15 protein-coding genes and 1 pseudogene are annotated in these 21,481 nt (G+C 44.9%); 4 read left to right on the forward strand and 12 right to left on the reverse strand.

Annotated features, from left to right (window positions below; all coding sequences use genetic code 11):
- Positions 1 to 921, forward strand: a 921-nt coding sequence (locus tag AB4585_RS19435) for a cytotoxin (protein WP_372170635.1), incomplete at its 5' end; no start/stop codon positions are given.
- A gap of 442 nt (positions 922 to 1,363) precedes the next feature.
- Here the strand turns inward: AB4585_RS19435 and purL are convergent.
- Positions 1,364 to 5,305 carry a phosphoribosylformylglycinamidine synthase gene (gene purL / locus AB4585_RS19440; RefSeq protein ID WP_372170638.1) on the reverse strand — a complete coding sequence of 1,314 codons (3,942 nt, stop codon included), beginning with the start codon at positions 5,303 to 5,305 and terminating at the stop codon, positions 1,364 to 1,366.
- Between the two features lie 329 nt (positions 5,306 to 5,634).
- Between purL and mltF the strand changes: the two genes are divergently transcribed.
- Positions 5,635 to 7,203: a membrane-bound lytic murein transglycosylase MltF gene (mltF, locus tag AB4585_RS19445; protein ID WP_065584391.1), complete on the forward strand. Its 1,569-nt coding sequence runs from the start codon at positions 5,635 to 5,637 to the stop codon at positions 7,201 to 7,203.
- A gap of 316 nt (positions 7,204 to 7,519) precedes the next feature.
- Positions 7,520 to 7,651 (forward strand): hypothetical protein, encoded by a 132-nt coding sequence (locus tag AB4585_RS19450; RefSeq protein WP_017059878.1) that lies wholly within the window; start codon positions 7,520 to 7,522, stop codon positions 7,649 to 7,651.
- A 61-nt stretch (positions 7,652 to 7,712) separates the two neighbouring features.
- Here AB4585_RS19450 and tadA read toward each other — a convergent pair.
- The 7 genes and pseudogenes from tadA to AB4585_RS19485 form a co-directional block, all read right to left on the reverse strand.
- Positions 7,713 to 8,317: pseudogene (gene tadA / locus AB4585_RS19455) on the reverse strand (tRNA adenosine(34) deaminase TadA).
- A gap of 86 nt (positions 8,318 to 8,403) precedes the next feature.
- Positions 8,404 to 9,693, reverse strand: a complete 1,290-nt coding sequence (locus AB4585_RS19460) for a hemolysin family protein (protein WP_017067641.1) — start codon at positions 9,691 to 9,693, stop codon at positions 8,404 to 8,406.
- Positions 9,694 to 9,907: 214 nt separating this feature from the next.
- The gene (locus AB4585_RS19465; protein WP_017059875.1) at positions 9,908 to 11,470 is read right to left on the reverse strand and encodes an AbgT family transporter; all 1,563 of its coding nucleotides are present in this window, start codon (positions 11,468 to 11,470) and stop codon (positions 9,908 to 9,910) included.
- A 298-nt stretch (positions 11,471 to 11,768) separates the two neighbouring features.
- The gene (locus AB4585_RS19470; RefSeq protein WP_372170640.1) at positions 11,769 to 12,218 is read right to left on the reverse strand and encodes a prepilin-type N-terminal cleavage/methylation domain-containing protein; all 450 of its coding nucleotides are present in this window, start codon (positions 12,216 to 12,218) and stop codon (positions 11,769 to 11,771) included.
- Complete coding sequence (locus AB4585_RS19475) at positions 12,208 to 13,512, reverse strand: hypothetical protein (RefSeq protein ID WP_017062784.1); 1,305 nt, start codon at positions 13,510 to 13,512, stop codon at positions 12,208 to 12,210. Before AB4585_RS19475 ends, AB4585_RS19470 begins: the two co-directional genes overlap by 11 nt.
- Positions 13,509 to 14,141: a PilW family protein gene (locus AB4585_RS19480; protein ID WP_372170641.1), complete on the reverse strand. Its 633-nt coding sequence runs from the start codon at positions 14,139 to 14,141 to the stop codon at positions 13,509 to 13,511. Before AB4585_RS19480 ends, AB4585_RS19475 begins: the two co-directional genes overlap by 4 nt.
- The gene (locus AB4585_RS19485; protein ID WP_017067642.1) at positions 14,122 to 14,628 is read right to left on the reverse strand and encodes a GspH/FimT family pseudopilin; all 507 of its coding nucleotides are present in this window, start codon (positions 14,626 to 14,628) and stop codon (positions 14,122 to 14,124) included. The genes AB4585_RS19480 and AB4585_RS19485 overlap by 20 nt, the downstream gene beginning before the upstream one ends.
- A 102-nt stretch (positions 14,629 to 14,730) precedes the next feature.
- Between AB4585_RS19485 and AB4585_RS19490 the strand changes: the two genes are divergently transcribed.
- A complete protein-coding gene (locus AB4585_RS19490; protein ID WP_371714507.1) occupies positions 14,731 to 15,162 on the forward strand; it encodes a type IV pilin protein in 432 nt (143 codons plus the stop codon).
- Positions 15,163 to 15,348: 186 nt separating this feature from the next.
- Here AB4585_RS19490 and dnaJ read toward each other — a convergent pair whose 3' ends face one another.
- The 4 genes from dnaJ to grpE form a co-directional block, all read right to left on the reverse strand.
- The gene (gene dnaJ, locus AB4585_RS19495; RefSeq protein WP_017059869.1) at positions 15,349 to 16,497 is read right to left on the reverse strand and encodes a molecular chaperone DnaJ; all 1,149 of its coding nucleotides are present in this window, start codon (positions 16,495 to 16,497) and stop codon (positions 15,349 to 15,351) included.
- A gap of 284 nt (positions 16,498 to 16,781) precedes the next feature.
- Positions 16,782 to 18,695, reverse strand: a complete 1,914-nt coding sequence (gene dnaK, locus AB4585_RS19500) for a molecular chaperone DnaK (RefSeq protein ID WP_017059868.1) — start codon at positions 18,693 to 18,695, stop codon at positions 16,782 to 16,784.
- Positions 18,696 to 19,168: 473 nt separating this feature from the next.
- Positions 19,169 to 20,443 carry a dicarboxylate/amino acid:cation symporter gene (locus tag AB4585_RS19505; protein ID WP_004735163.1) on the reverse strand — a complete coding sequence of 425 codons (1,275 nt, stop codon included), beginning with the start codon at positions 20,441 to 20,443 and terminating at the stop codon, positions 19,169 to 19,171.
- Between the two features lie 392 nt (positions 20,444 to 20,835).
- Positions 20,836 to 21,417, reverse strand: coding sequence for a nucleotide exchange factor GrpE (gene grpE / locus AB4585_RS19510; protein WP_372170644.1), 582 nt, complete (start codon positions 21,415 to 21,417; stop codon positions 20,836 to 20,838).
- Positions 21,418 to 21,481: the final 64 nt, after the last annotated feature.

A 21,481-nucleotide genomic window follows, 5' to 3' on the forward strand; every position in this document is an offset into this window, starting at 1 on the left:
GAAGCTGCCCAACAAGCTTATGACCCAGCAGATGGTTGGAACAAAAATAAAACTATTGATGGTCGTAGCCGAGAAAAACAGGAAACCAATGCCACGGAAGCCACGACAGAACAGGAAAACCATATTCACGTGGGCGAAGATCGTGAGTTTCCTGATGCAATTCTTTCACCGATGCCAGCATCAAGAAAGGAACTGATCGAGGCGACCGGAACACGTATGTTGCCGTCAGACCTGCTAGGTTCTAGCTTTAATAACCAATGTGTCAGCGCAGAGATCGTTGCTCATCAGATGATATCTCTCAGCCCTGCGACTAAGAGAGAAGTAGAAGAAAGTGGTGAGCTTGTTTTCAGTGGCATGCAATACAAACACGCTCATGGAACAGTAGGCACTATTGAAGTCATTGATACATTCGCGGGTCAACAACCCGATAAAAAAACATCACAGATGGCCTACTGGGTCGCGCAAGGCAAATATCTCGATATACCTAAACACCCTGATCCTCATCGCGATCATTTGTATGTTTTCACACCAAACTTCAGCGGTTGCTCTTTCGTTGTTGATGATTGGAGTGATGATCTAATCAGGGTGTATCACGTGGAAGGCAGCAAAGAAGATCAGCAATACAATGACGTGAAAGACCATCGCAACGGATTAATCAATTACATGAGTTTTCGCGACTACGGCTTCTACCAAAAAGGGAACACCACCATCAAGAGTGTGAATGGCTTTGCGTTTATGCGCTACAACATTCAAGCCCGTCATTGGGAAATTCATTATCAAAAGCAAGAGCATGCACCTGCACTTGGGCGACCAAATACTTCGGCTAAAACACTATTCTCTTCAGAAAAACATTCTGTAAAAGTCATGGTTTCGAAGGAATCTTGCGTGATTGAAACTGGAACCATCGCAATAAAACGCTGAGGCTGAAGTAATAGAACATAAGTGGTTGCTGCAGAAAAACCGAATGAATACCTAAAAACTGGTTTGGGTTGCTGTAGTCGGCCTTATAGATCTACTTTTCATCACAATGTCCCCACCCTTTCTTTAATCATTGAGGTGTTAAAAATTAAGCCAATGTGTAGTCGATTTAACGTAAGTTCACTTAGTCTGCACCCAGCCAATACTTTTTCTGGTGCGATGTTACTCATCGCACTAGCTCTTCAAAAGTAAACTTGCTATACCTGTAGTTATTGATGGCTTACTAATTTAGCAAAGTCGCTGACAAGCTTTTGTCCAAAAGTTTGTTATACACACATCCACTATACGGTGATCCCTACACCACACTCACCACCAAAAAAAGCGCAGACCTTTCGATCTGCGCTTGTGGTTATTGTCCCGATAACACTGTTTAAATCGTTTTCAATTAACCCACGTTCTTACGTGCGTTTTGGAACATACGCATCCAAGCGCCATTCTCGCCCCAACCTTCCGGAGACCAAGAGTTTGCAACCGTACGGAATACACGCTCTGGGTGAGGCATCATAATTGTCACGCGGCCGTCAGTCGTTGTTAAACCTGTGATAGCGTTTGGCGAACCATTCGGGTTATTCGGGTATTGCTGCGTTTGGTTACCGTTGTTATCAACGTAACGTAGAGCAACCGTACCTGAGTTTTCAATCGCGTTTAGGTGGTCGTTATCACGTACTTCTACGCGGCCTTCACCGTGAGAAACAGCGATTGGCATACGAGAACCTTCCATGCCGTTGAAGAATACAGAATCTGACTTCTGAACTTCTACTAGGCTGAAACGTGCTTCAAAGCGCTCAGATTCGTTGCGAACGAAACGTGGCCAGTACTCCGCACCTGGGATAAGTTCACGTAGATTCGACAGCATCTGACAACCGTTACACACACCTAGAGAGAAGGTATCTTCACGCTTGAAGAAGTTTTCAAACTGGTCACGAGTAGAGTCATTAAACAAAACCGACTTCGCCCAACCTTCACCAGCACCTAGTACATCACCGTAAGAGAAGCCACCACATGCCACAAGGCCGTTGTATTCTTCTAGTACCGCTTGACCTGTTAGGATGTCGCTCATGTGAATATCAGTTGCTTCGAAGCCTGCACGGTCGAATGCTGCTGCCATTTCAACGTGAGAGTTAACACCCTGCTCACGTAGAATCGCCATCTTAGGCTTAGCACCTGTGTTGATGAACGGTGCTGCGATGTCTTCGTTTACGTCAAAGCTCAGTTTCACGTTCAGACCTGGGTCCGAGTTGTCTTTCTTCGCTTCATGTTCTTGGTCAGCACATACTGGGTTATCACGCAGACCTTGCATCTTGTGCGTTGTCTCAGCCCAGATAGTACGTAGTTCAGTACGGTTACGTTCAATCACTACAGACTCGCCAGACTTAATCACTAGTTCATCTGATGCTTCCCCTTCACCAACAACGCTGCCAATCACATGAGAACATGCTTCTAGACCGTTAGCTGCAAGAGTAGAAAGTACTGCGTCTAGGTCGTCGTTACGGACTTGGATTACTGCACCTAGCTCTTCGTTGAAGAGTGCTGCTAGCGTATCTTCGCTATTCTCTGATGCAGATAAAAGCGCTTCAATGTTTGCATTAACACCACAGTGACCTGCGAATGCCATTTCTGCTAGCGTTACGAATAGACCACCATCGCCTTTATCGTGGTAAGCGACAACTTGGTCGTTCGCTACAAGTGCTTGAACGCCTTCGTAGAAACCTTTTAGTTGCGCTGCGTTGTCTACGTCTGCTGGCTTGTCACCAAGCTGCTTGTAAACCTGTGCAAGTGCTGTTGCACCCATACGGTTTTTGCCGTTACCTAGGTCGATAAGAACTAGGCTTGTATTACCTAGTCCTTCAAGGTTATCAGGGGTGCGAAGCTGAGGAGTAATCGTCTTACGAACATCTTCAACACGTGCAAACGCAGTGATAACAAGAGATAGCGGAGACGTTACTTCTTTCTGCTCGCCATTCTCTTCCCACTTAGTCTTCATCGACATTGAGTCTTTACCCACTGGGATAGTTAGACCCAGAGCTGGACATAGTTCTTCACCAACCGCTTTAACCGCTTCGTAAAGACCTGCATCTTCACCTGGGTGACCTGCTGGAGACATCCAGTTAGCCGACAGTTTAATGTGTTTGATATCGCCGATGTTGGTCGCTGCGATGTTAGTAATTGCTTCACCAACCGCTAGACGAGCCGATGCGCCGAAGTCTAGAAGTGCCACTGGCGTACGCTCACCAAGAGACATAGCCTCACCGTGGTAAGAGTCGTAGCTTGCCGCTGTTACTGCGCAGTTAGCAACAGGAACCTGCCATGGACCAACCATTTGGTCACGAGCTACAAGGCCTGTTACCGAGCGGTCACCGATGGTGATAAGGAATGTTTTCTCAGCGACTGTTGGCAAGCGAAGAACACGGTCAACCGCTTCGTTCATCTCGATGCCAGAACGGTCAATCGCAGGGTTGTTAGCTTTTAGCGTTTTCGCGTCACGGTGCATCTTAGGTGTTTTACCTAATAGGATGTCCATTGGCATGTCGATTGGCGTGTTGTCGAAGTGTGAATCTTCTAATTTCAGATCACGTTCTTCAGTTGCTTTACCAACCACTGCGTACGGTGCACGTTCACGCTTACAAATCGCGTCGAACGTTGCCATGTCTTTATCAGCAACCGCCATTACATAACGCTCTTGAGATTCGTTACACCAGATCTCAAGTGGGCTCATGCCCGGCTCATCGTTTGGCACGTCACGTAGATTAAAGATACCGCCACGCTCGCCATCGTCGACTAGCTCAGGAAGAGCATTCGAGATACCGCCCGCGCCCACATCGTGGATAAATGCGATTGGGTTCGCATCACCAAGCTGCCAACAACGGTCGATAACTTCCTGACAACGACGCTCCATCTCTGGGTTTTCACGTTGTACAGAAGCGAAATCAAGATCTTCAGAAGAAGAACCAGAATCCATTGAAGATGCCGCACCGCCGCCAAGGCCGATGTTCATCGCAGGACCACCTAGAACGATTAGGCTTGCACCTACCGGGATCTCTTTCTTCTGAACGTGCTCATCACGGATGTTGCCAAGACCACCAGCTAGCATGATTGGTTTGTGGTAACCACGCACTTCTTCACCTGCGTGAGAGTTTACTTTCTCTTCGTAAGTACGGAAGTAGCCAAGTAGGTTTGGACGACCAAATTCGTTGTTGAATGCCGCGCCACCAAGAGGACCTTCAAGCATGATATCCAGAGCAGTAACGATACGGCTTGGCTTACCAAAGTCAGTTTCCCAAGGTTGAACGAAGTTCGGGATCTTAAGGTTAGATACAGAGAAAGCAACAAGACCCGCTTTTGGCTTACCACCAATACCGGTTGCGCCTTCATCACGGATTTCACCGCCTGAACCTGTCGATGCGCCTGGCCACGGTGAGATTGCCGTTGGGTGGTTGTGCGTTTCAACTTTCATCAAGATGTGTGTTTTTTCTTGGTGGTAGCTGTACTGGCGAGTTTCTGGATCTGGGAAGAAACGACCAACTTCAGAACCTGTCATTACCGCTGCGTTATCTTTATAAGCAGACAGAACATGTTCTGGTGTCGTTTCAAAGGTGTTCTTAATCATCTTGAACAATGATTTTTCTTGCTTAACGCCATCGATAGTCCAATCAGCGTTAAAAATCTTATGACGACAGTGCTCTGAGTTCGCTTGTGCAAACATCATTAGCTCGATGTCCGTCGGGTTACGACCTAGCTTCTCAGTGAAGCTTTCAAGAAGGTAATCAATCTCATCTTCTGCAAGTGCAAGACCTAGGGTAACGTTTGCTTTTTCAAGCGCTTTACGTCCACCAGTTAGTAGGTCAACTTCCGCATAAGGAGCAGGCTCAGCAACGGTAAATAGTGCCGCCGCTGATTCGAAGTCAGTGAAAACCACTTCCATCATACGGTCGTGCAGGATTGCTTTCAGCTCAACAAGTTGAAGTTCAGAAAGTTCAGCAGAGGTTTCAATGTAGAAAGCAGTACCGCGCTCTAGACGTGACACTTTAGCCAGTCCGCAGTTGTGTGCGATATCTGTTGATTTTGAAGACCAAGGCGAGATAGTGCCTGGGCGTGGCGTTGCAAGCAGCAGTAAACCTTCAGGTTCATGCTCTTCAATCGTTGGACCGTAAGTCAGTAGCTTTTCTAGCTTCTCAACTTCAGACTCATCTAGGTCTGCCGTTAGATCAGCAAAGTGGGCAAACTCAGCGTAAATACCTGTTACAGGTAAGCTTAATTCACGACAAAGCTCTAAAAGCTTGTTAACACGAAACTCAGATAGAGCTGGGGAGCCACGCAAAATTCTCATGTGCTTACGTCTCTTATGCAGTTGATTAAGGTAGTATTGGAATAAATTCAGTGGGTTAAAGGAAAAACCTAACTGTTTTCTTCGAAGCTATTCCCGAAGGTTTAAAAACCTATGCCGATCCCACCTCTTCAATGCGAGCGCATTATAAAGCATTTCTTTTTGTGACGTAACACCAAAAGCAACCGTTTGCGTGATTTTTTTTATCTTTCTGCGTAAATGGTACTTTTGCTGCATTTATCACCACTTTTACAACTGTTTAATTAAACCTGCTTTGCCAGCCTTGCGGGGTTTGGTATAAAGGAGCTTCCACTTTTCGAGATTTCATTTTGATGCCTAAATTTACGCTCATCTTTTCGTCTAAGTTCCTTCTGCTCGCCATCGCCCTATTTGGGTTGGCTGGATGCCAGATTGAATCTGAACCTAAAAGTGTCCTTGAGCAGATACGAGATCGTGGCGTTCTTCGTGTCGGCACCCTAAATAACCAACTCTCTTATTACATCGGTCCTGATGGTCCTGCTGGCTTGGATTACGAATTAGCTCGTGAATTTGCGCAGGAGCTTGGTGTAAAGCTTGAGGTTAAACCCGCTTACCGTTTGTCTGGCTTGTTCCCTGCACTGCAGAAAGGCGAAATCGATCTTATCGCGACCGGCTTAACGCAAAACAACAAACTGACACGAGCTTATCGCGCCGCACCTGCTTATTACTACGTAAGCCAACAGGTCGTATACAAAAAAGGCCAGTGGCGACCGAGAAACCTTGAACAACTGATCAATTTCGAGAATGAGCGTCAGGTTGACTTTGTTAAAGCACAAACTGAATCAGAAGAGGCGGCGTCTACTGACACATTAACGCCATCTTTGGTTGTGGTGAAAGACTCACACTTTGAGCCAACACTAAAGCAGCTGCAGAAAACACACGATGACTTTATCTATGATGCGGTCGGCAATGCTGATATCAACGACCTGCTCAAAGAAGTATCGACTGGCGAGCGCTTATTTACGGTTGCGGACTCAATTGAGCTGTCACTGGCACAACGTTTATACCCAGACGTAGCTTTGGCTTTTGAACTGACAGAAGACCAACCTATCTCTTGGTATTTGCAGAAGTCTGAAGATGAAAGCCTTTATGCTCTGTTGATTGAGTTCTTCGGTAACCTAAAACAGTCTGGTGAACTGGCTTCACTAGAAGAGAAATACATCGGCCACATCGGCACTTTTGACTACGTTGATACTCGTGCCTTTATCCGCGCACTGGACAGCAAGTTGCCAAAATGGTCGCCGCTATTTCAAAGGTACTCTCAAGAATTTGATTGGCGCTTGATTGCCGCTTTGGCCTACCAAGAATCACACTGGAACCCTGTTGCGCGCTCACCAACGGGTGTTCGTGGCATGATGATGTTGACACTGCCCACCGCGAAGAGTGTTGGGGTAACCAACCGTCTCGACCCGAACCAGTCGGTACAAGGCGGTGTTGAGTACCTGCGTCGTATCGTGAACCGAGTACCAGATTCAATCACTCAACACGAAAAGATCTGGTTTGCACTTGCTTCATACAATGTCGGTTACGGGCACATGATGGACGCGCGTCGCCTCACGAAGGCACAAGGAGGAGATCCTGATGCTTGGGGCGATGTGAAAGACAGATTACCTCTGTTAAGACAGAAGAAGTACTACAGCCAAACTCGATATGGGTATGCGCGTGGTGATGAAGCGAGAAACTACGTTGAAAACATTCGCCGTTATTACCAAAGCATTATTGGCCATGTAAATAAGCGCAATAAAGAACAAGAAGCGACCCTTGAAGGTTTGGTGGTGATCCCACCTTTAGAAACCTCAGGTGCTGAATCGAGTATCAGCGCAGCTCAGTCGACAGTAAGCAGTTCTGAGCCTTCACAGTAAAACCCAAAAGAGCAATGCCATCTAGCATTGCTCTTTTTTATTGTCTTTTTTCGACTCTTCTTTCGTCACTAAGGGATAAGGGAAGCAGGCAAGAAAATGATGATGAGATCTAGAGTGTCATATTGCAGTAACAATCGAACCTTATAACGGCACACCACAATCAAGATTATGCTCTGTTGCACTGCAATGCTGGCTTTAGACTAGAACTGCTCTTCTATTTAAGCCAAGCGTGCGACAGGCCAAACAAACGAATAACACTATAATTAAATCGTTAGTCCAAACTAAAAAGTCAGACGACAAATAGGAAATCATTGAAATGATGAAGAAACTGAAATCGAAACGCCTTGATAAGACCGTTGCTGCAAACCGTCGTAAGCGTATGCTTTCAAATAATAAGAAGAAGATCATTTGGCGCAATCGCGCTTTCATGCAGATGATTGCTGAGTAAATGTAGTTACTCAGTCAGTTTGCTTGGCACTCTTGCGATAGAGAGTGCCGAAAGTACGCTGCTATTTCTTATTGCCAGCCTTCATCTCTGCTTCTAAACGCTGCTCTTCCAACAGACGTTCTTGCTTTCGCTTCTCTTTTATCTCTTTTCTACGACGCTTGAAAAACGCTTGTAATTGCTCACGGCACTCTTCCTCTAACAAACCATGTTCAACGTCGGCATAGTGGTATGAGGCCTGGCTTTCAAACAAATTCAACACTGTACCTGCAGCGCCTGCTTTTAAGTCTGGAGCACCAAACACAATGCGCTTTACTCGGCTGTGTAGCAAGGCACCTGCGCACATTGGGCAAGGCTCTAGCGTAACGTATAAAGTGGTATCGAGTAGCCGATAGTTTTCTAAGGCTTGACCGGCTTTACGCAAGGTTTCAATTTCTGCGTGTGCCGTAGCATCGTGGCTGCCAATCGAACGGTTCCATCCTTCAGAGATAATCTCCCCATCTTTTACTAATACTGCACCAACAGGAACCTCTCCCTCGCTCTCTGCTTGCGTAGCCACCTCGATGGCGCGTCGCATGAAGATTTCATCTTGAGGGGTGAATTGATGGTCTGACAAAGGGAACTCCAGAAACAAAGGATAAAAACGAAAATAGGTATGCGGTGAAGCATACCTAATCTTAGAGATAATGAACAATAAAGAGGTAATAGACAACAACAGACAATGAACCATTGCCGCTTGCTGGTTGGTCGAACTGTTAGCTATTAGCGTCTTCTATGTCATCGGCTATTGGCGTCGCTTTGATACTCACAATGCGATTGTTCTCAACAGAGATAATTTCAAACTGCCACTGCTGGTATTGAACAACTTCGCCTGCATCCGGTAAGCGCCCTATTAACCATGTCACAAGGCCATTCAGCGTTTGGAAGCTCTCGCTTTCGCCCTCAAAATCCGATAGCTCTAAACGGTTTTTCAGTTCACTGATAGGAATCAATCCATCCACCAACAAACCGTCTTCCACTTGCTCGGTCCAAAGATCGTTCGGATTATTCGATAGCTCGCCAGCAATCGCCTCAAGAATATCGTAATGAGTCACAAGACCTTGAACATCGCCATACTCGTCGACAATGAATGCCATCTCGGTGCCCGACTCTTTAAAGTAGCCAAGTAGACGCAGAGCTTTCATCGATTCTGGAACATAGATCGGCGAGCGAGACAGCCCCATGATCACTTGAATGCTTAGATTGCCCGCCTGATTCAGCAAGGCTTTGGCTGACACTGTACCCACCACTTTATTGAGGTGATCTTGGCACAATGGAAACACACTGTGTTTTGATGAACGCAGTTTCTTTAATATCTGCTCAACGGGTTGGTCGACATCCAGAAAGTCGATGTCTCGACGCGGAGTCATCAATGAGCTCACAAGACGATCATCAAGCTGCAAGATATTACGAATCATCTCTTGTTCGCCGCGTTCAATCACACCCGATTCTGAGCCCTCTTTCACAAGTGCATGGATATCATCTTCGGTAACGCTATCTTCTTCACCGCCTCGGCCCATCAACTTAAGAATACCTTCCGTTGAAGCCGACAACGCAAACACAAACGGCGTCGCGATTTTAGATAACCAGAAGATTGGCAGCGCGACTAACACAGCAATGTTTTCAGCTTGAGACTGAGCAAAACGCTTTGGTACCAACTCACCGACAACGATAGCGAAATAAGTAATACCTACCACCACAACCGCAGTAGACAAGATGTTCGCTTGTGTTGGGTCTAGTCCCCACAGTTCAAGTTGAACGGCTAGTGGAGCCGATAGCGTCGCCTCACCCACAATCCCACTGAGTAGGCCGATTACCGTGATACCGATTTGGATTGTAGAGAGGAAGCGGGTTGGGTTTTCTTTGAGATCAAGAGCAACCTGAGCGGAGCGGTGTTTTTCGGCTAAGCGTTTCAGCCGACTATTTTTTGCTGCTACCAATGCAATCTCAGACATGGCAAACAGACCATTTAAAACAATTAACCCTACTAAAAGCAGAATTTTCATGTGGCTTGGATTTCCTAAATTTACCGGCCAACAATTAGCCGTAATCCGGAGTATAAGCTGAGTGCCTTTATTTTGAATATAAAAAGTTTTGGATATAGAAAGTTTTGGATATAAAAACCTTGGATATAAAAAACGGAAAAAATAGCGAAAAAAAGCCCGCACATTTCGGTGCGGGCTTAGCAATGAATAAAGCTTAGTTTTGCTTAGTTCAATCTTACATTGTGTAAGTGTAAGGTGCTTGGATACCTAGTGGGATACCAAGAGCCCAGTAAGCTAGCAAGAAGATAGACCAACCGATTAACATTGCAATCGAGAATGGCATCATTAGAGAAGCTAGAGTACCGATACCTGTCGACTTAACGTAGCGCTGACAGTAAACAACAACCAGTGGGAAGAACACCATTAGTGGAGAGATGATGTTAGACACTGAGTCACCTACACGGTAAGCCGCTTGAGATAGCTCAGGAGAGATACCCACAACCATTAGCATTGGAACTAGGATAGGACCAATCAGTGCCCACTTAGCTGAAGCAGAACCAACAAGAAGGTTAACTGCAGCCGTTAGTAGAATCATACCAACAACCGTTGCTTCACCTGGAAGGTCCATCGCTTTCAAGCCTTCAGCACCGTAAAGTGCCAGCATAGTACCGATGTTTGATTGAGCGAATGCAGATAGGAACTGAGCACAGAAGAACGACATTACAATGTATGCGCCCATCGTTGCCATCGTCTCAGACATTGCTTTGATAACATCATTACTATTCTTGAATGTACCCGCTACACGGCCGTAGACGATACCCGGAATAATAAACAGGATGAAGATCAGAGGAACGATAGACTTCATTACTGGTGCTGAGAACGCCGTTAATTCGCCTTCAGGTGAACGAAGTGCTGAGTTTTCAGGCATTAGAGCCGCGATAAGCAGACCAATACCGGCAACCATTGCCCAACCAGCGAATTTGAATGCTTTAGATTCAATGGCTGTGAACGTACCTAGATCAGGTGCTTGTTCTGCATCTTCATCTACAGGCGTATTAGCAAGACGAGGCTCGATAATTTTCTCTGTAACGTACCAACCAATTGCCACAATTAGAATTGAAGACAAACCAGTAAAGAAGATGTTCGCTAGAGGGTTGATCACATATGCAGGGTCAAGAACGTTTGCCGCTGTTTGAGTGAAACCAGCTAGTAGCGGATCAATACCTGAAGGGATAAAGTTCGCTGAGAAACCACCTGATACACCAGCAAACGCTGCTGCAATACCCGCTAGAGGGTGACGACCCGCAGCGTGGAAGATGATACCGCCAAGAGGGATTACTAGAACGTAACCTGCATCAGCTGCTGTGTGAGACACGATAGCAACCAAGATTAGCATCGGCGTTAGTAGCTTAGCTGGCGTGAAGTTAAGCATCTTCTTAAGGCCAGTCGTAATGAAGCCTGAAGAGTCTGCAACGCCAACACCTAGCATAGCAACAAGTACGATGCCTAGAGGTGCGAAGCCTGTGAACGTGGTAACCATATTCGCTAGGAAGCTAGCAAGCGCTTCACCAGTTAGTAGGTTGTTTACTTCAAGAGCAGCACCCGTTTGAGGGTTGATTAAGTCGAATGAAAGATTCGATAAAAGTGCAGATGCTACCCATACAATAACTAGAGCCCAGAAGAACAGGATTGCTGGATCTGGAATTTTGTTGCCGGCGCGTTCAATGAAGTTTAGAAAGCGGTCCATACCACTGATCTTCTCAGTCGATGGTGCTTTTTTTACGGCTTGGTTACTCATTGTAACTCCATATGTGATGTTGTTTTGTTTAGGCCTAATATAAGTTTTGACCACGGCCTATTGGTACAGCACATATTCTATTAAAGTCGTTGTTAAAAAGCACAAGATTCCACCTAATTTTCCATAAATGGAGACATATTTTGCAAAAATACCATACAACCACAACAATATAAAAACATAAAAAACACCATTCCATATACAGAGTTTTAACTAGCACGTAAACAATGTCCGAGGAGTGAAAATTATCAGTAAAAGGGGTAGCATGAGCCTTGGCATGCAGTAAACGTTTGCTTGAGGGTCAATCAAACTCACTGTATTTGGAGAGCATAGTTTCGAGGTAAATACTTTGTGCGTGGTTCATACGATCTTGCCATGCAATTGTGACAGTAATGCTTTTTAATGCGCTAGACAGAGCACCGTTTGCATTAGTCACTTCACAAGTCATGGCATAGGCAGACCCCGACAAACCGGATAAAGGATCTGAACTTGCTGTGTTGAGACAATGACTCGCCTGGTTTAGTTCTGAAAAAGGAATTAAACCTACCGCCCCACTCGCATTAGACGCCCGAGTTCGATAATACTCCATCTGCCTTTCAGCAAAATGCAGCGCCTCTACGCTGTGGAGCGCAAAATCCGATTTTTGTTCAGCGTAGACCTGTAATTTAACCAGCCCTAGTGAGGCAAGGCCAATCAACAGAAAAGAGATAAGAACCTCTATCAAGCTAAAACCTGAGTTCTTAGAAATCATTCCATGATCCTCGCTTCCACTTCGCTTTTAAAGGAGTGCTATGAGGGTTGTATTCACCGGTATAATCCAAATTGATTGAACCCTGAATTGTCGATAACCCACCAACGGAATCAAAGAACATCCCTCCTTTAGGGAAAAAAGAAGCAAATCCAATATAAACCGAATTACTCTGTACTAAATCAGTAATAGGAATTGTATCTGGAACTTTAGCCCACAAACCACTCAGTAGGTCGGTATCAGTATCGGGAGAGTTAGTGTTATCGAATACGGTCATATCATTTAGATGATAAAAAGCCCCGTCAAATACGCTCGCGTTACCATTCGCAACGATGCCGTCCTGAATCACTAAAGAGCGAGGCGTAATAACCCCTGGGATAGGTTCAACTACATTAATCGCAGGTGAATAAACGACGCAATCACCTATAACCCATACCTTATTCTCCCCACTTGAAAAGGCATCATTAATGGCTTTGCTACACTTATTTCCTTCATATTCACCATCAACCAAGTCAATATGCTTAGGGGGGACAACTGTCCGATCAATAAGGTCTATAACATGATAATCAAGCTTAATTTGGTCAATGTTCTCTGACGTCTTTGGCACGCCAAAATAATTAGAGAACGTATCGATATCCGGATCGAATTTGAAATCTGATTGAAAAGAGTTTGAAGGCAGCGCCCCAACGGAGTCGATGGTTGCATCATTGCTAATATTGGTGGTTTGTTGGCAAGACTCAAACGTAGAAAAAGGAGGTGACTCTGGAGTAATGGTCTTCAAACGTCCTCCTCCCTTTTGCTTATAGATAACACTATCTAAAAATCGAACCGATACACACTCGTTAATACCATCAACAGCAGTAAGAGCAATATCAGGATTAATATCGATATTGTGATCAGAAATAAATTCTAAACTCGAATTGGTTTGCATTACTCCTAATCCCGAAGCGTCTACAAAACTAATCTCTTTGTTCAGCGATAAAGACTCAGAACTCGACACCAATATATTTGGCGTGAGTGCTTCTGATCCCAACGTAACGACTTTCGACTGCTGACAATAATCCATTAAATCATTGGGAATAGCTGTCAGATCATTTTCAGCGATGTAAGTGAAGCCACACTCCAAGCCTCCTTCCGATCGCCAGTGTTCTTGTCTGCCCTGCACTTCATTCTGTGCGACTTTAATTTGATGGAATACACTGCGATACGTGCCTAATGTCACCACTAAAGCACCAATTAAAAGCACTGACGTAATCAATAACGTCACCACACCACGCTGCTTTTTAAATATCATCATTGCCAGTTCCTCTGCTTAACGGAAACCGAAACAGATTTGGAAACACCTGCGGTTGGGATTGACGCTGTAATACTGATATCAGTGAGCGTGCTCTTGATAGAATTCTGCTCCAATACTTGGGAATTAATGCTGAACTCATCAACATCAATGAGGTTGTCATCGAACAGTGAGTAACATCCAGTAACCTCATGAAATGTAGGAATTGCCTCCGATACAGTGGTGCCCTTCTCACATATTTGCAGTTTGGTTCCATTTTTTCTGTAAACGATATTTCGATGTTCTTTACTTGCGCTTGAGCCCTCTCGGAAGTAAACAAAACCAACCGCAATAGCGCCACTCACTTGGATAGTATTACTCGCACCGGATAGCTTTATGGAATCGCCGTTTGAACCATCGTAGCCTGCTCGTTGGATATCCTCTTTCATCACCTGCATGGTGCTGGTTAGATTTTGTAGCAGTAATAGCTCGATGCCTTTATCTTTGGCGATTCTCTGCCCCGTAATAAACACACTGCCAATAATAGAAATCGCGAACACACCAATCAAAGAGGCCACCATCAATTCAATCAGTGATGTTCCTCGTTGCTTGTTAGGCGCTGCCACTATCGGCTTAACACGCATAATAGCCATACTGAGCGCTCGACTCGCCGCATACCTTAATTCGTCCTGGCGGGCTAGATAGCTTGATCAAAAGTCGATCAGTGGAAGTACCATTAGGGAATAGATAAATTGTCCCCCTGGAAGGCCTTCCTCTAACACTCTCAAAGCTGATTCTTGCGCCGGTGTAGTTATGGGAAAACGATAAATCTCGAAATGGTTTACCCGACAACATCAGTAACGTTTCACCAGAAAGGTCTTCAGTAGGCTTTAACCTTACAGTCCACTCTCCGGTTGATTGCACCTCATTTTTATCCATAGAGAAATGTACCCACAGATCTTGATTCCTTTTGACCGATTCAGACTTGGCCTGAATGAGAAAACCATTCAACTCTCCGGCGAGTCGCTGCATCTTGACGGTTTCAGTAACCGAACTAAAACTCGGGGCAGCCGTCGCTATCAGTATCGACAGTACCGATACCGTTATTAACAGCTCTAACAAAGTAAACCCGCGAGTCATTTCCCAAATTCCTATGTAACTCAATGCGTAACCGCATTTAATCTTGCAGCGATGCTACCACCGGAGAAGAATGGGCTGAGCTATGAAAGGAAACTACTCGCGATGATTCGAAAAAATATATGCAACAGCAACAACTTAAGCATGAGAGGGATGACATTGATCGAGTTATTGCTCGCTGTCGCTATCGTGGGGATACTCGGTGCAATTGCTTACCCAAGTTATACAAACCATGTCATCAAAGCGCATCGAGTCACAGCAATGGCCGATATGACCAAGATGCAACTGGAGATGGAGACCTTGTACACGGGGAACTATGCATCGGCAGCAGAGAGTATAATTTCAGGAGGGACATGCTTGTTTTGTGATACCGATACTAACCGGTACACGCTAGCGATATCTGCGAGTAGCTCCACCTATTCAATTCAAGCTGAACCACTCTCACCACAAACAAACGATGATTGCTTAGATTCGACGACCGATATTTTGGAGCTACACCATTCTGGCGTTTCAGAGCCAGAAGCGTGTTGGAAGTAACAAGAGCAACCACCAAAGGGCTCTAGAATTTATCTGATAAATCTCGACTCTTTCTTCTCGAGCTTCTTTTCCCCTGATCTACAGATACAAAAAAGCCTGCTAAACGAGCAGGCTTTTCCAACTTTATCAATAACTTAAATCATTAAAAACTCAAGGCATCAATAACCTAAGACATCAATAAATTGATTACTTAGTTAGGTCATCGAAGAAGTTTTTAACGCCGCTAAAGAAACCTTCAGACTTTGGCTTATGCTTGCTTGCCGCTTCACCACCACAGGTTTCTTCGAATTCACGCAGTAATTCTTTCTGGCGAGCGCTTAGCTTAACTGGAGTCTCAACCACTAGCTTAACGATTAGATCACCCACACCGCCACCACGAACGCCTTTCACGCCTTTGCCACGCATACGGAACATACGGCCCGTTTGTGTTTCTTCTGGCACTTTAAGGTTTACACGACCATCCAGTGTTGGAACTTCAACTTCACCGCCTAAAGCAGCCATTGAGAAGCTTACTGGAACCTCACAGTAAAGGTTGTTGCCGTCACGCTCAAAGATGTTGTGTTCTTTTACGTGTACTTGTACGTACAGATCGCCAGCTGGAGCGCCTTGCTCTCCCGCTTCGCCTTCGCCTGATAGACGAATACGATCGCCAGTATCAACACCAGCAGGGATCTTAACGTTAAGTGTTTTCGTCTTCTGTTTGCGACCTTGACCATGACATGAGTTACATGGGTCTTTGATGATCTTGCCTTTACCGTTACAAGTAGGACAAGTCTGTTGAACCGCAAAGAAACCTTGGCGCATTTGTACTTGGCCGTGGCCATGACAAGTGCCACACGTTTGTGCAGAAGAACCCGCTTTCGCGCCGCTGCCGTCACACGTATCACACTCTACAAGTGTTGGTACTTCGATTTCTTTAGAAACACCACGAACCGCTTCTTCTAGAGAAAGTTCCATGTTGTAACGTAGATCTGAACCACGTTGTGCACGCTGTTGACCGCCACCACGACGACCGCCGCCGAAGATGTCGCCAAATACGTCACCGAAGATATCGCCGAAGTCACCTTGGCCACCGCCGCCGAAACCACCGCCGCCGCCCATGCCACCTTGTTCAAAGGCTGCATGACCGTATTGGTCGTAAGCTGCTTTCTTTTGAGAATCGGTTAGGATCTCGTACGCTACTTTTACTTCTTTAAACTTATCTGCTGCGGTCTCATCACCCTGGTTACGGTCCGGGTGGAATTTCATCGCTAAGCGTTTGTACGCTTTTTTAATATCGCGCTCTGATGCATCGCGGCTTACGCCTAATACTTCGTAAAAATCACGTTTTGACATGTTCTAGGTCACCAAAATAATTGCTACTACCGAATGATCACTTCAGTAGTCTGTGTATCAATCTAGATAAAAGTTCTGCCGGCTGAAATGCCGAATAAAGCTATTATCTAGATCGACAAGTCTAAATACAAATTTACGGGCGTGAGAGTTACCTCTGACGCCCGCAATAATAAGTCTTTGAGACAAATTTCTAAGCAGATAGCTTGAGTCCTAAGTGGAAGCGCGGAGCCTACGTTAGTAGGTGGACACTTCCGATAACGAAATCAGGCTACTCTGCGACGAAATTATTTTTTGTCTTCTTTAACTTCTTCAAACTCAGCGTCTACAACATCGTCGTCTTGCTTAGGTTGTTCACCAGCGTCAGCACCAGCTTGTTCAGCTTGAGCTTTCTGTTGAGCAATTTCCATTAGCTTTTGAGCTGCTTGCATAAGTTCTTGAACTTTAGCGTCGATAGCTTCTTTATCGTTACCAGACTTAACTTCTTCTAGTGCAGTGATAGCCGCTTCGATTTTAGCTTTCTCGTCTGCAGGTAAAGCTTCACCAGCTTCTTCTACTTGCTTCTTAGTGCCGTGAATCATTTGGTCAGCTTGGTTACGTGCAGTTACTAGCTCTTCGAACTTTTTGTCCGCTTCTTTGTTAGCTTCTGCTTCTTGTACCATTGCTTCGATCTCTTCCTCAGACAGGCCGCCTGATGCTTGGATAGTGATCTTCTGCTCTTTACCTGTTGCTTTATCTTTAGCAGATACGTTCAGGATACCATCAGCATCTAGGTCGAATGTTACTTCGATTTGTGGCATGCCACGTGGTGCTGGTTGGATACCTTCTAGGTTGAACTGACCAAGAGACTTGTTGTAAGTCGCTTGCTTACGCTCACCTTGAAGAACGTGGATAGTTACTGCGTTTTGGTTGTCTTCAGCTGTAGAGAACACTTGATCCGCTTTAGTAGGGATAGTTGTGTTTTTCTCGATAAGCTTAGTCATCACGCCGCCCATCGTTTCGATACCGAAAGATAGAGGAGTAACGTCTAGTAGTAGAACGTCTTTAACGTCACCAGCTAGTACACCACCTTGAACAGCAGCACCCATTGCAACAGCTTCGTCAGGGTTCACGTCTTTACGTGGCTCTTTACCGAAGAATTCAGTTACTTTAGCTTGAACCATAGGCATACGAGTTTGACCACCAACTAGGATAACGTCAGTGATTTCGCCTACAGATAGGTCAGCATCTGCTAGAGCTACTTTTAGTGGCTCAAGAGAACGTTGAACTAGGTCTTCAACTAGAGACTCAAGCTTCGCACGAGTCACTTTGATGTTCATGTGCTTAGGACCAGTCGCATCAGCAGTAACGTAAGGTAGGTTTACGTCAGTTTGAGTAGTAGAAGAAAGCTCGATTTTCGCTTTTTCTGCTGCTTCTTTAACACGCTGCATTGCTAGTGGATCAGCTTTAAGGTCGATACCTTGCTCTTTCTTGAACTCATCTACTAGGTAGTTGATCATGCGGTTATCGAAATCTTCACCACCAAGGTGAGTGTCACCGTTAGTTGAAAGAACTTCGAAAGTCTTCTCGCCTTCTACTTCATCGATTTCGATGATAGAGATATCGAATGTACCACCACCAAGGTCGTATACAGCGATAGTGCGATCACCACCTTGCTTGTCTAGGCCGTAAGCTAGAGCAGCAGCAGTTGGTTCGTTGATGATACGTTTAACATCTAGACCAGCGATACGGCCAGCATCTTTCGTTGCTTGACGTTGAGCATCGTTGAAGTAAGCAGGAACAGTTACTACTGCGCCAGTTACTTCTTCGCCTAGGAAGTCTTCAGCTGTTTTCTTCATTTTCTTAAGAACTTCAGCAGATACTTGAGGAGCAGCCATTTTTTGGCCTTGCGCTTCAACCCATGCATCACCGTTGTCAGCCTTAACAATGTTGAAAGGCATGATTTCGATATCGCGTTGAACTTCTTCATCTTCAAAACGACGACCGATTAGACGCTTAATTGCGTATAGCGTGTTTTGAGGGTTAGTAACTGCTTGACGTTTCGCAGGTTGACCAACTAGCGTCTCGCCGTCAGTGTATGCGATTACCGATGCTGTTGTGCGTTCGCCTTCAGCATTTTCTAGTACGCGTGGTTTGTCGCCGTCTAAAACAGCAACACAAGAGTTAGTAGTACCTAAATCAATACCAATGATTCGACCCATCAGGCTATCTCCGAAATATAATCTATATTAGTTTTTTGCTATACCCACATATGTGGGGGGCGGTAATCAGGGATTCAACCCTAATACACAAAATTTAAGTGCAAATGTAATTTGCTTTCGTATGCACCATAGATAAGGGCTCACGAAGCCTTTTCAAGGGTGAAAATGGATTTTTTTACATTTATTTTAATAAAAGGAATGATTAGGCACGAATACATATCATTACCGCCTATATAAGTCCCATAACTGGGTTTATTCACCCTCGACTATCCTTTCTTGTAGCAAAGTCTTGTTTCTGTAAACGGGCTCTCAAAGAGGCTCCCTCACACAACAATTAAGGCCGCACTATCGTTTGTTGAGTAAAAGTAGATAAAGTGACCTTCTCACCCAATAAAAAACGGAGCCACTTGGGCTCCGTTTATCTACTCAGGGTTTCAGCTCAGATTAAATCTATAGCGGAAAGAGTCTCTGAATTATGCTTCTGCTTTCTTTAGCTCAGCTTCTTCGTTAGCTTCAACGCCGATTTCGTTTTCAGATTTCGCTACGATAGTGTTAACCGCAGTATCACCAACAACGTTAGAAGAAGTACAGAACATGTCACAGATACGGTCAACAGCAGCAACAATCGCTAGACCTTCTGGTGGCAAACCTAGTTGGTGCAATAGAACACCGACCATAACCACACCACCACCAGGAACACCACCAGCACCGATAGAAAGTAGCAAGATAGTTAGACCTAGAGTAAAGATATCAGCAGTGTTGATTGGCTGACCGAATGCGTTTGCTACGAACATAGTTGCTAGTGCGATGTAGATAGATACACCAGACATGTTCATTGTTGCACCTAGTGGTACACCGAAACCTGCCACTGACTTAGATACGTTTAGTTTGTCCGTCAGAGTACGCATTGTTACTGGAATCGTCGCGTTCGAGCTTGCAGTCGATAGTGAGAAAAGGATTTGCTCACGAGTTGCACGTAGGAACTGCTTTGGAGAAATACCAGTGAATGAACCAACCATCATTGGGTAGAAGAAGAAGATCCAGAACACAAGCATCGCTACAACAAGCGCTACATAGCCAGCAACTGACATTAACGTGTTTGCATCAAGTGTTGCACCTAGTTGAATCATCAGAGCAAATACACCGTATGGCGCAAGGCTCATTACTAGGCCGATAAGCTTCATCATGATCTCGTTAGCCATCTTGAATGTCTTGATAGCTGGGCCACCACGAGAATCAAGCGCTTGAATAGCAAGACCTGTCAAAATTGCCATGAAGATGATTTGTAGCATGTCGCCGCTTGCGAACGCTTCTACAGGGTTGCTAGGAACGATGTTAACAACAAGAGAGAAAATATCTGGTGTTTCAGTTGTTGTAAGCGCAATTGTCTCAGAAACCGTACCCGCAAGGTTCGCACCTGCACCTGGTTGGAAAATAAGACCAATCGTTAGCGCTGCTGAAATCGCGATGATGGTGTTAATAATGTAAAGACCAAAGGTTTTACCACCAAGACGACCGAATGAACGAATATCTTTTAGCTCAACGATACCGCAAACAATAGATACGTATACAAGAGGTACTACAAGCAACTTGATAAGTGATACGAACATACCACCAGCACCTTCAGCTGCGCCGAGTAGGTACGTATCAAAAATAGCAATGCCGCTGAATAGGTACTGAATAGCAGTACCAATAATAAGGCCGGCAAACAAGCCTACAAAAATCTTACTTGAGAGCGATTTATCCATCGTTCTTCTCCAGTTTGTTGTGTTTAAAAATTGTACTTTTATAGTTATATATGCGACCCAAATCGCTATATTGCAGTGGATTTTACACACAAAGGTAACAATTAAAAGCATTTATTTACAAAAACATTACAAGTGTGACATCAAAACATTTCTTCATTAACAACCAGTTTCATAATATAAAACTCTAAATTACTGTTCTGGATAAAATAAAAAGAACGACATTCTTAATGCGATTTTGGTGACTATTCACGTGGACTCTCAAGTTACAGGCATAAAAAAAGAGAGGCATATGCCTCTCTTTTCATTTCACGTTAACCAGTGAATTGTTTTGTCGCCGCTATTGTCTTACTTCACAACTGCAATAATCAACTGCTTAGCAAGCGGCCACTCAATTACTTAGCAACCATTACCATTGCAGGGCGAATAACACGGCCGTTAAGCTCGTAGCCTTTCTGCATAACAAACATCACAGTGTTTGACTCGTGGTCTGGGCTTTCTTGAATAGACATGGCTTGGTGGAATTCAGGGTTGAATGCTTCACCTTCAGGGTTGATCTCTGTAAGACCAAATTTAGCAACTGTGTCTACGAACGTTTTGTGCGTTAGCTCAACACCTTCATACAGTGGCTTAACCACTTCGTTTTCAGCGTCTGCTGCTTGCATTGCACGCTCTAGGTTGTCGATTACAGGAAGCAGACCTTCAGCAAACTTGTTCAAAGCGAATTTACGCGCTTTATCAATTTCTTGTTCGCTACGGCGACGCATGTTTTCAACTTCAGCTTTCGCGCGAAGAACAGAATCTTGCTGCTCTTTCACTTTAGATTCACTAGAAAGCAGTGCAGCTTCCAGTTGAGCGATTTTTGCTTCCTGCTCATCAGCAGCGTCTTCATTCAGTTCAGCTTCTTCAACTTTCTCAGCTTCAGCGATGATCTGATCTAGCTCTGCTTCGGTTACTTTGTTTTCTTCGTTGCTCATGATATCTCCAGAATTCGTTTTCAATGCAAGTGACAGGCGTGTTTGCACCCCAAATTGATATAAA

Source organism: Vibrio sp. 10N.222.49.C9, assembly GCF_041474985.1.
GTDB lineage: Bacteria > Pseudomonadota > Gammaproteobacteria > Enterobacterales > Vibrionaceae > Vibrio > Vibrio crassostreae_C.

Bases quoted from the DNA above. Each gene is read 5' to 3' on its own strand.
- AB4585_RS19505 (WP_004735163.1), bottom strand. From the start codon at position 20,443: ATGGATAAATCGCTCTCAAGTAAGATTTTTGTAGGCTTGTTTGCCGGC.
- dnaK (WP_017059868.1), bottom strand. From the start codon at position 18,695: ATGGGTCGAATCATTGGTATTGATTTAGGTACTACTAACTCTTGTGTT.
- AB4585_RS19465 (WP_017059875.1), bottom strand. From the start codon at position 11,470: ATGAGTAACCAAGCCGTAAAAAAAGCACCATCGACTGAGAAGATCAGT.
- AB4585_RS19475 (WP_017062784.1), bottom strand. From the start codon at position 13,512: ATGATGATATTTAAAAAGCAGCGTGGTGTGGTGACGTTATTGATTACG.
- AB4585_RS19460 (WP_017067641.1), bottom strand. From the start codon at position 9,693: ATGAAAATTCTGCTTTTAGTAGGGTTAATTGTTTTAAATGGTCTGTTT.
- AB4585_RS19470 (WP_372170640.1), bottom strand. From the start codon at position 12,218: ATGATTTCTAAGAACTCAGGTTTTAGCTTGATAGAGGTTCTTATCTCT.
- AB4585_RS19480 (WP_372170641.1), bottom strand. From the start codon at position 14,141: ATGGCTATTATGCGTGTTAAGCCGATAGTGGCAGCGCCTAACAAGCAA.
- AB4585_RS19450 (WP_017059878.1), top strand. From the start codon at position 7,520: ATGATGAAGAAACTGAAATCGAAACGCCTTGATAAGACCGTTGCTGCA.
- mltF (WP_065584391.1), top strand. From the start codon at position 5,635: ATGCCTAAATTTACGCTCATCTTTTCGTCTAAGTTCCTTCTGCTCGCC.
- purL (WP_372170638.1), bottom strand. From the start codon at position 5,305: ATGAGAATTTTGCGTGGCTCCCCAGCTCTATCTGAGTTTCGTGTTAAC.
- grpE (WP_372170644.1), bottom strand. From the start codon at position 21,417: ATGAGCAACGAAGAAAACAAAGTAACCGAAGCAGAGCTAGATCAGATC.
- dnaJ (WP_017059869.1), bottom strand. From the start codon at position 16,497: ATGTCAAAACGTGATTTTTACGAAGTATTAGGCGTAAGCCGCGATGCA.
- AB4585_RS19485 (WP_017067642.1), bottom strand. From the start codon at position 14,628: ATGACTCGCGGGTTTACTTTGTTAGAGCTGTTAATAACGGTATCGGTA.
- AB4585_RS19490 (WP_371714507.1), top strand. From the start codon at position 14,731: ATGATTCGAAAAAATATATGCAACAGCAACAACTTAAGCATGAGAGGG.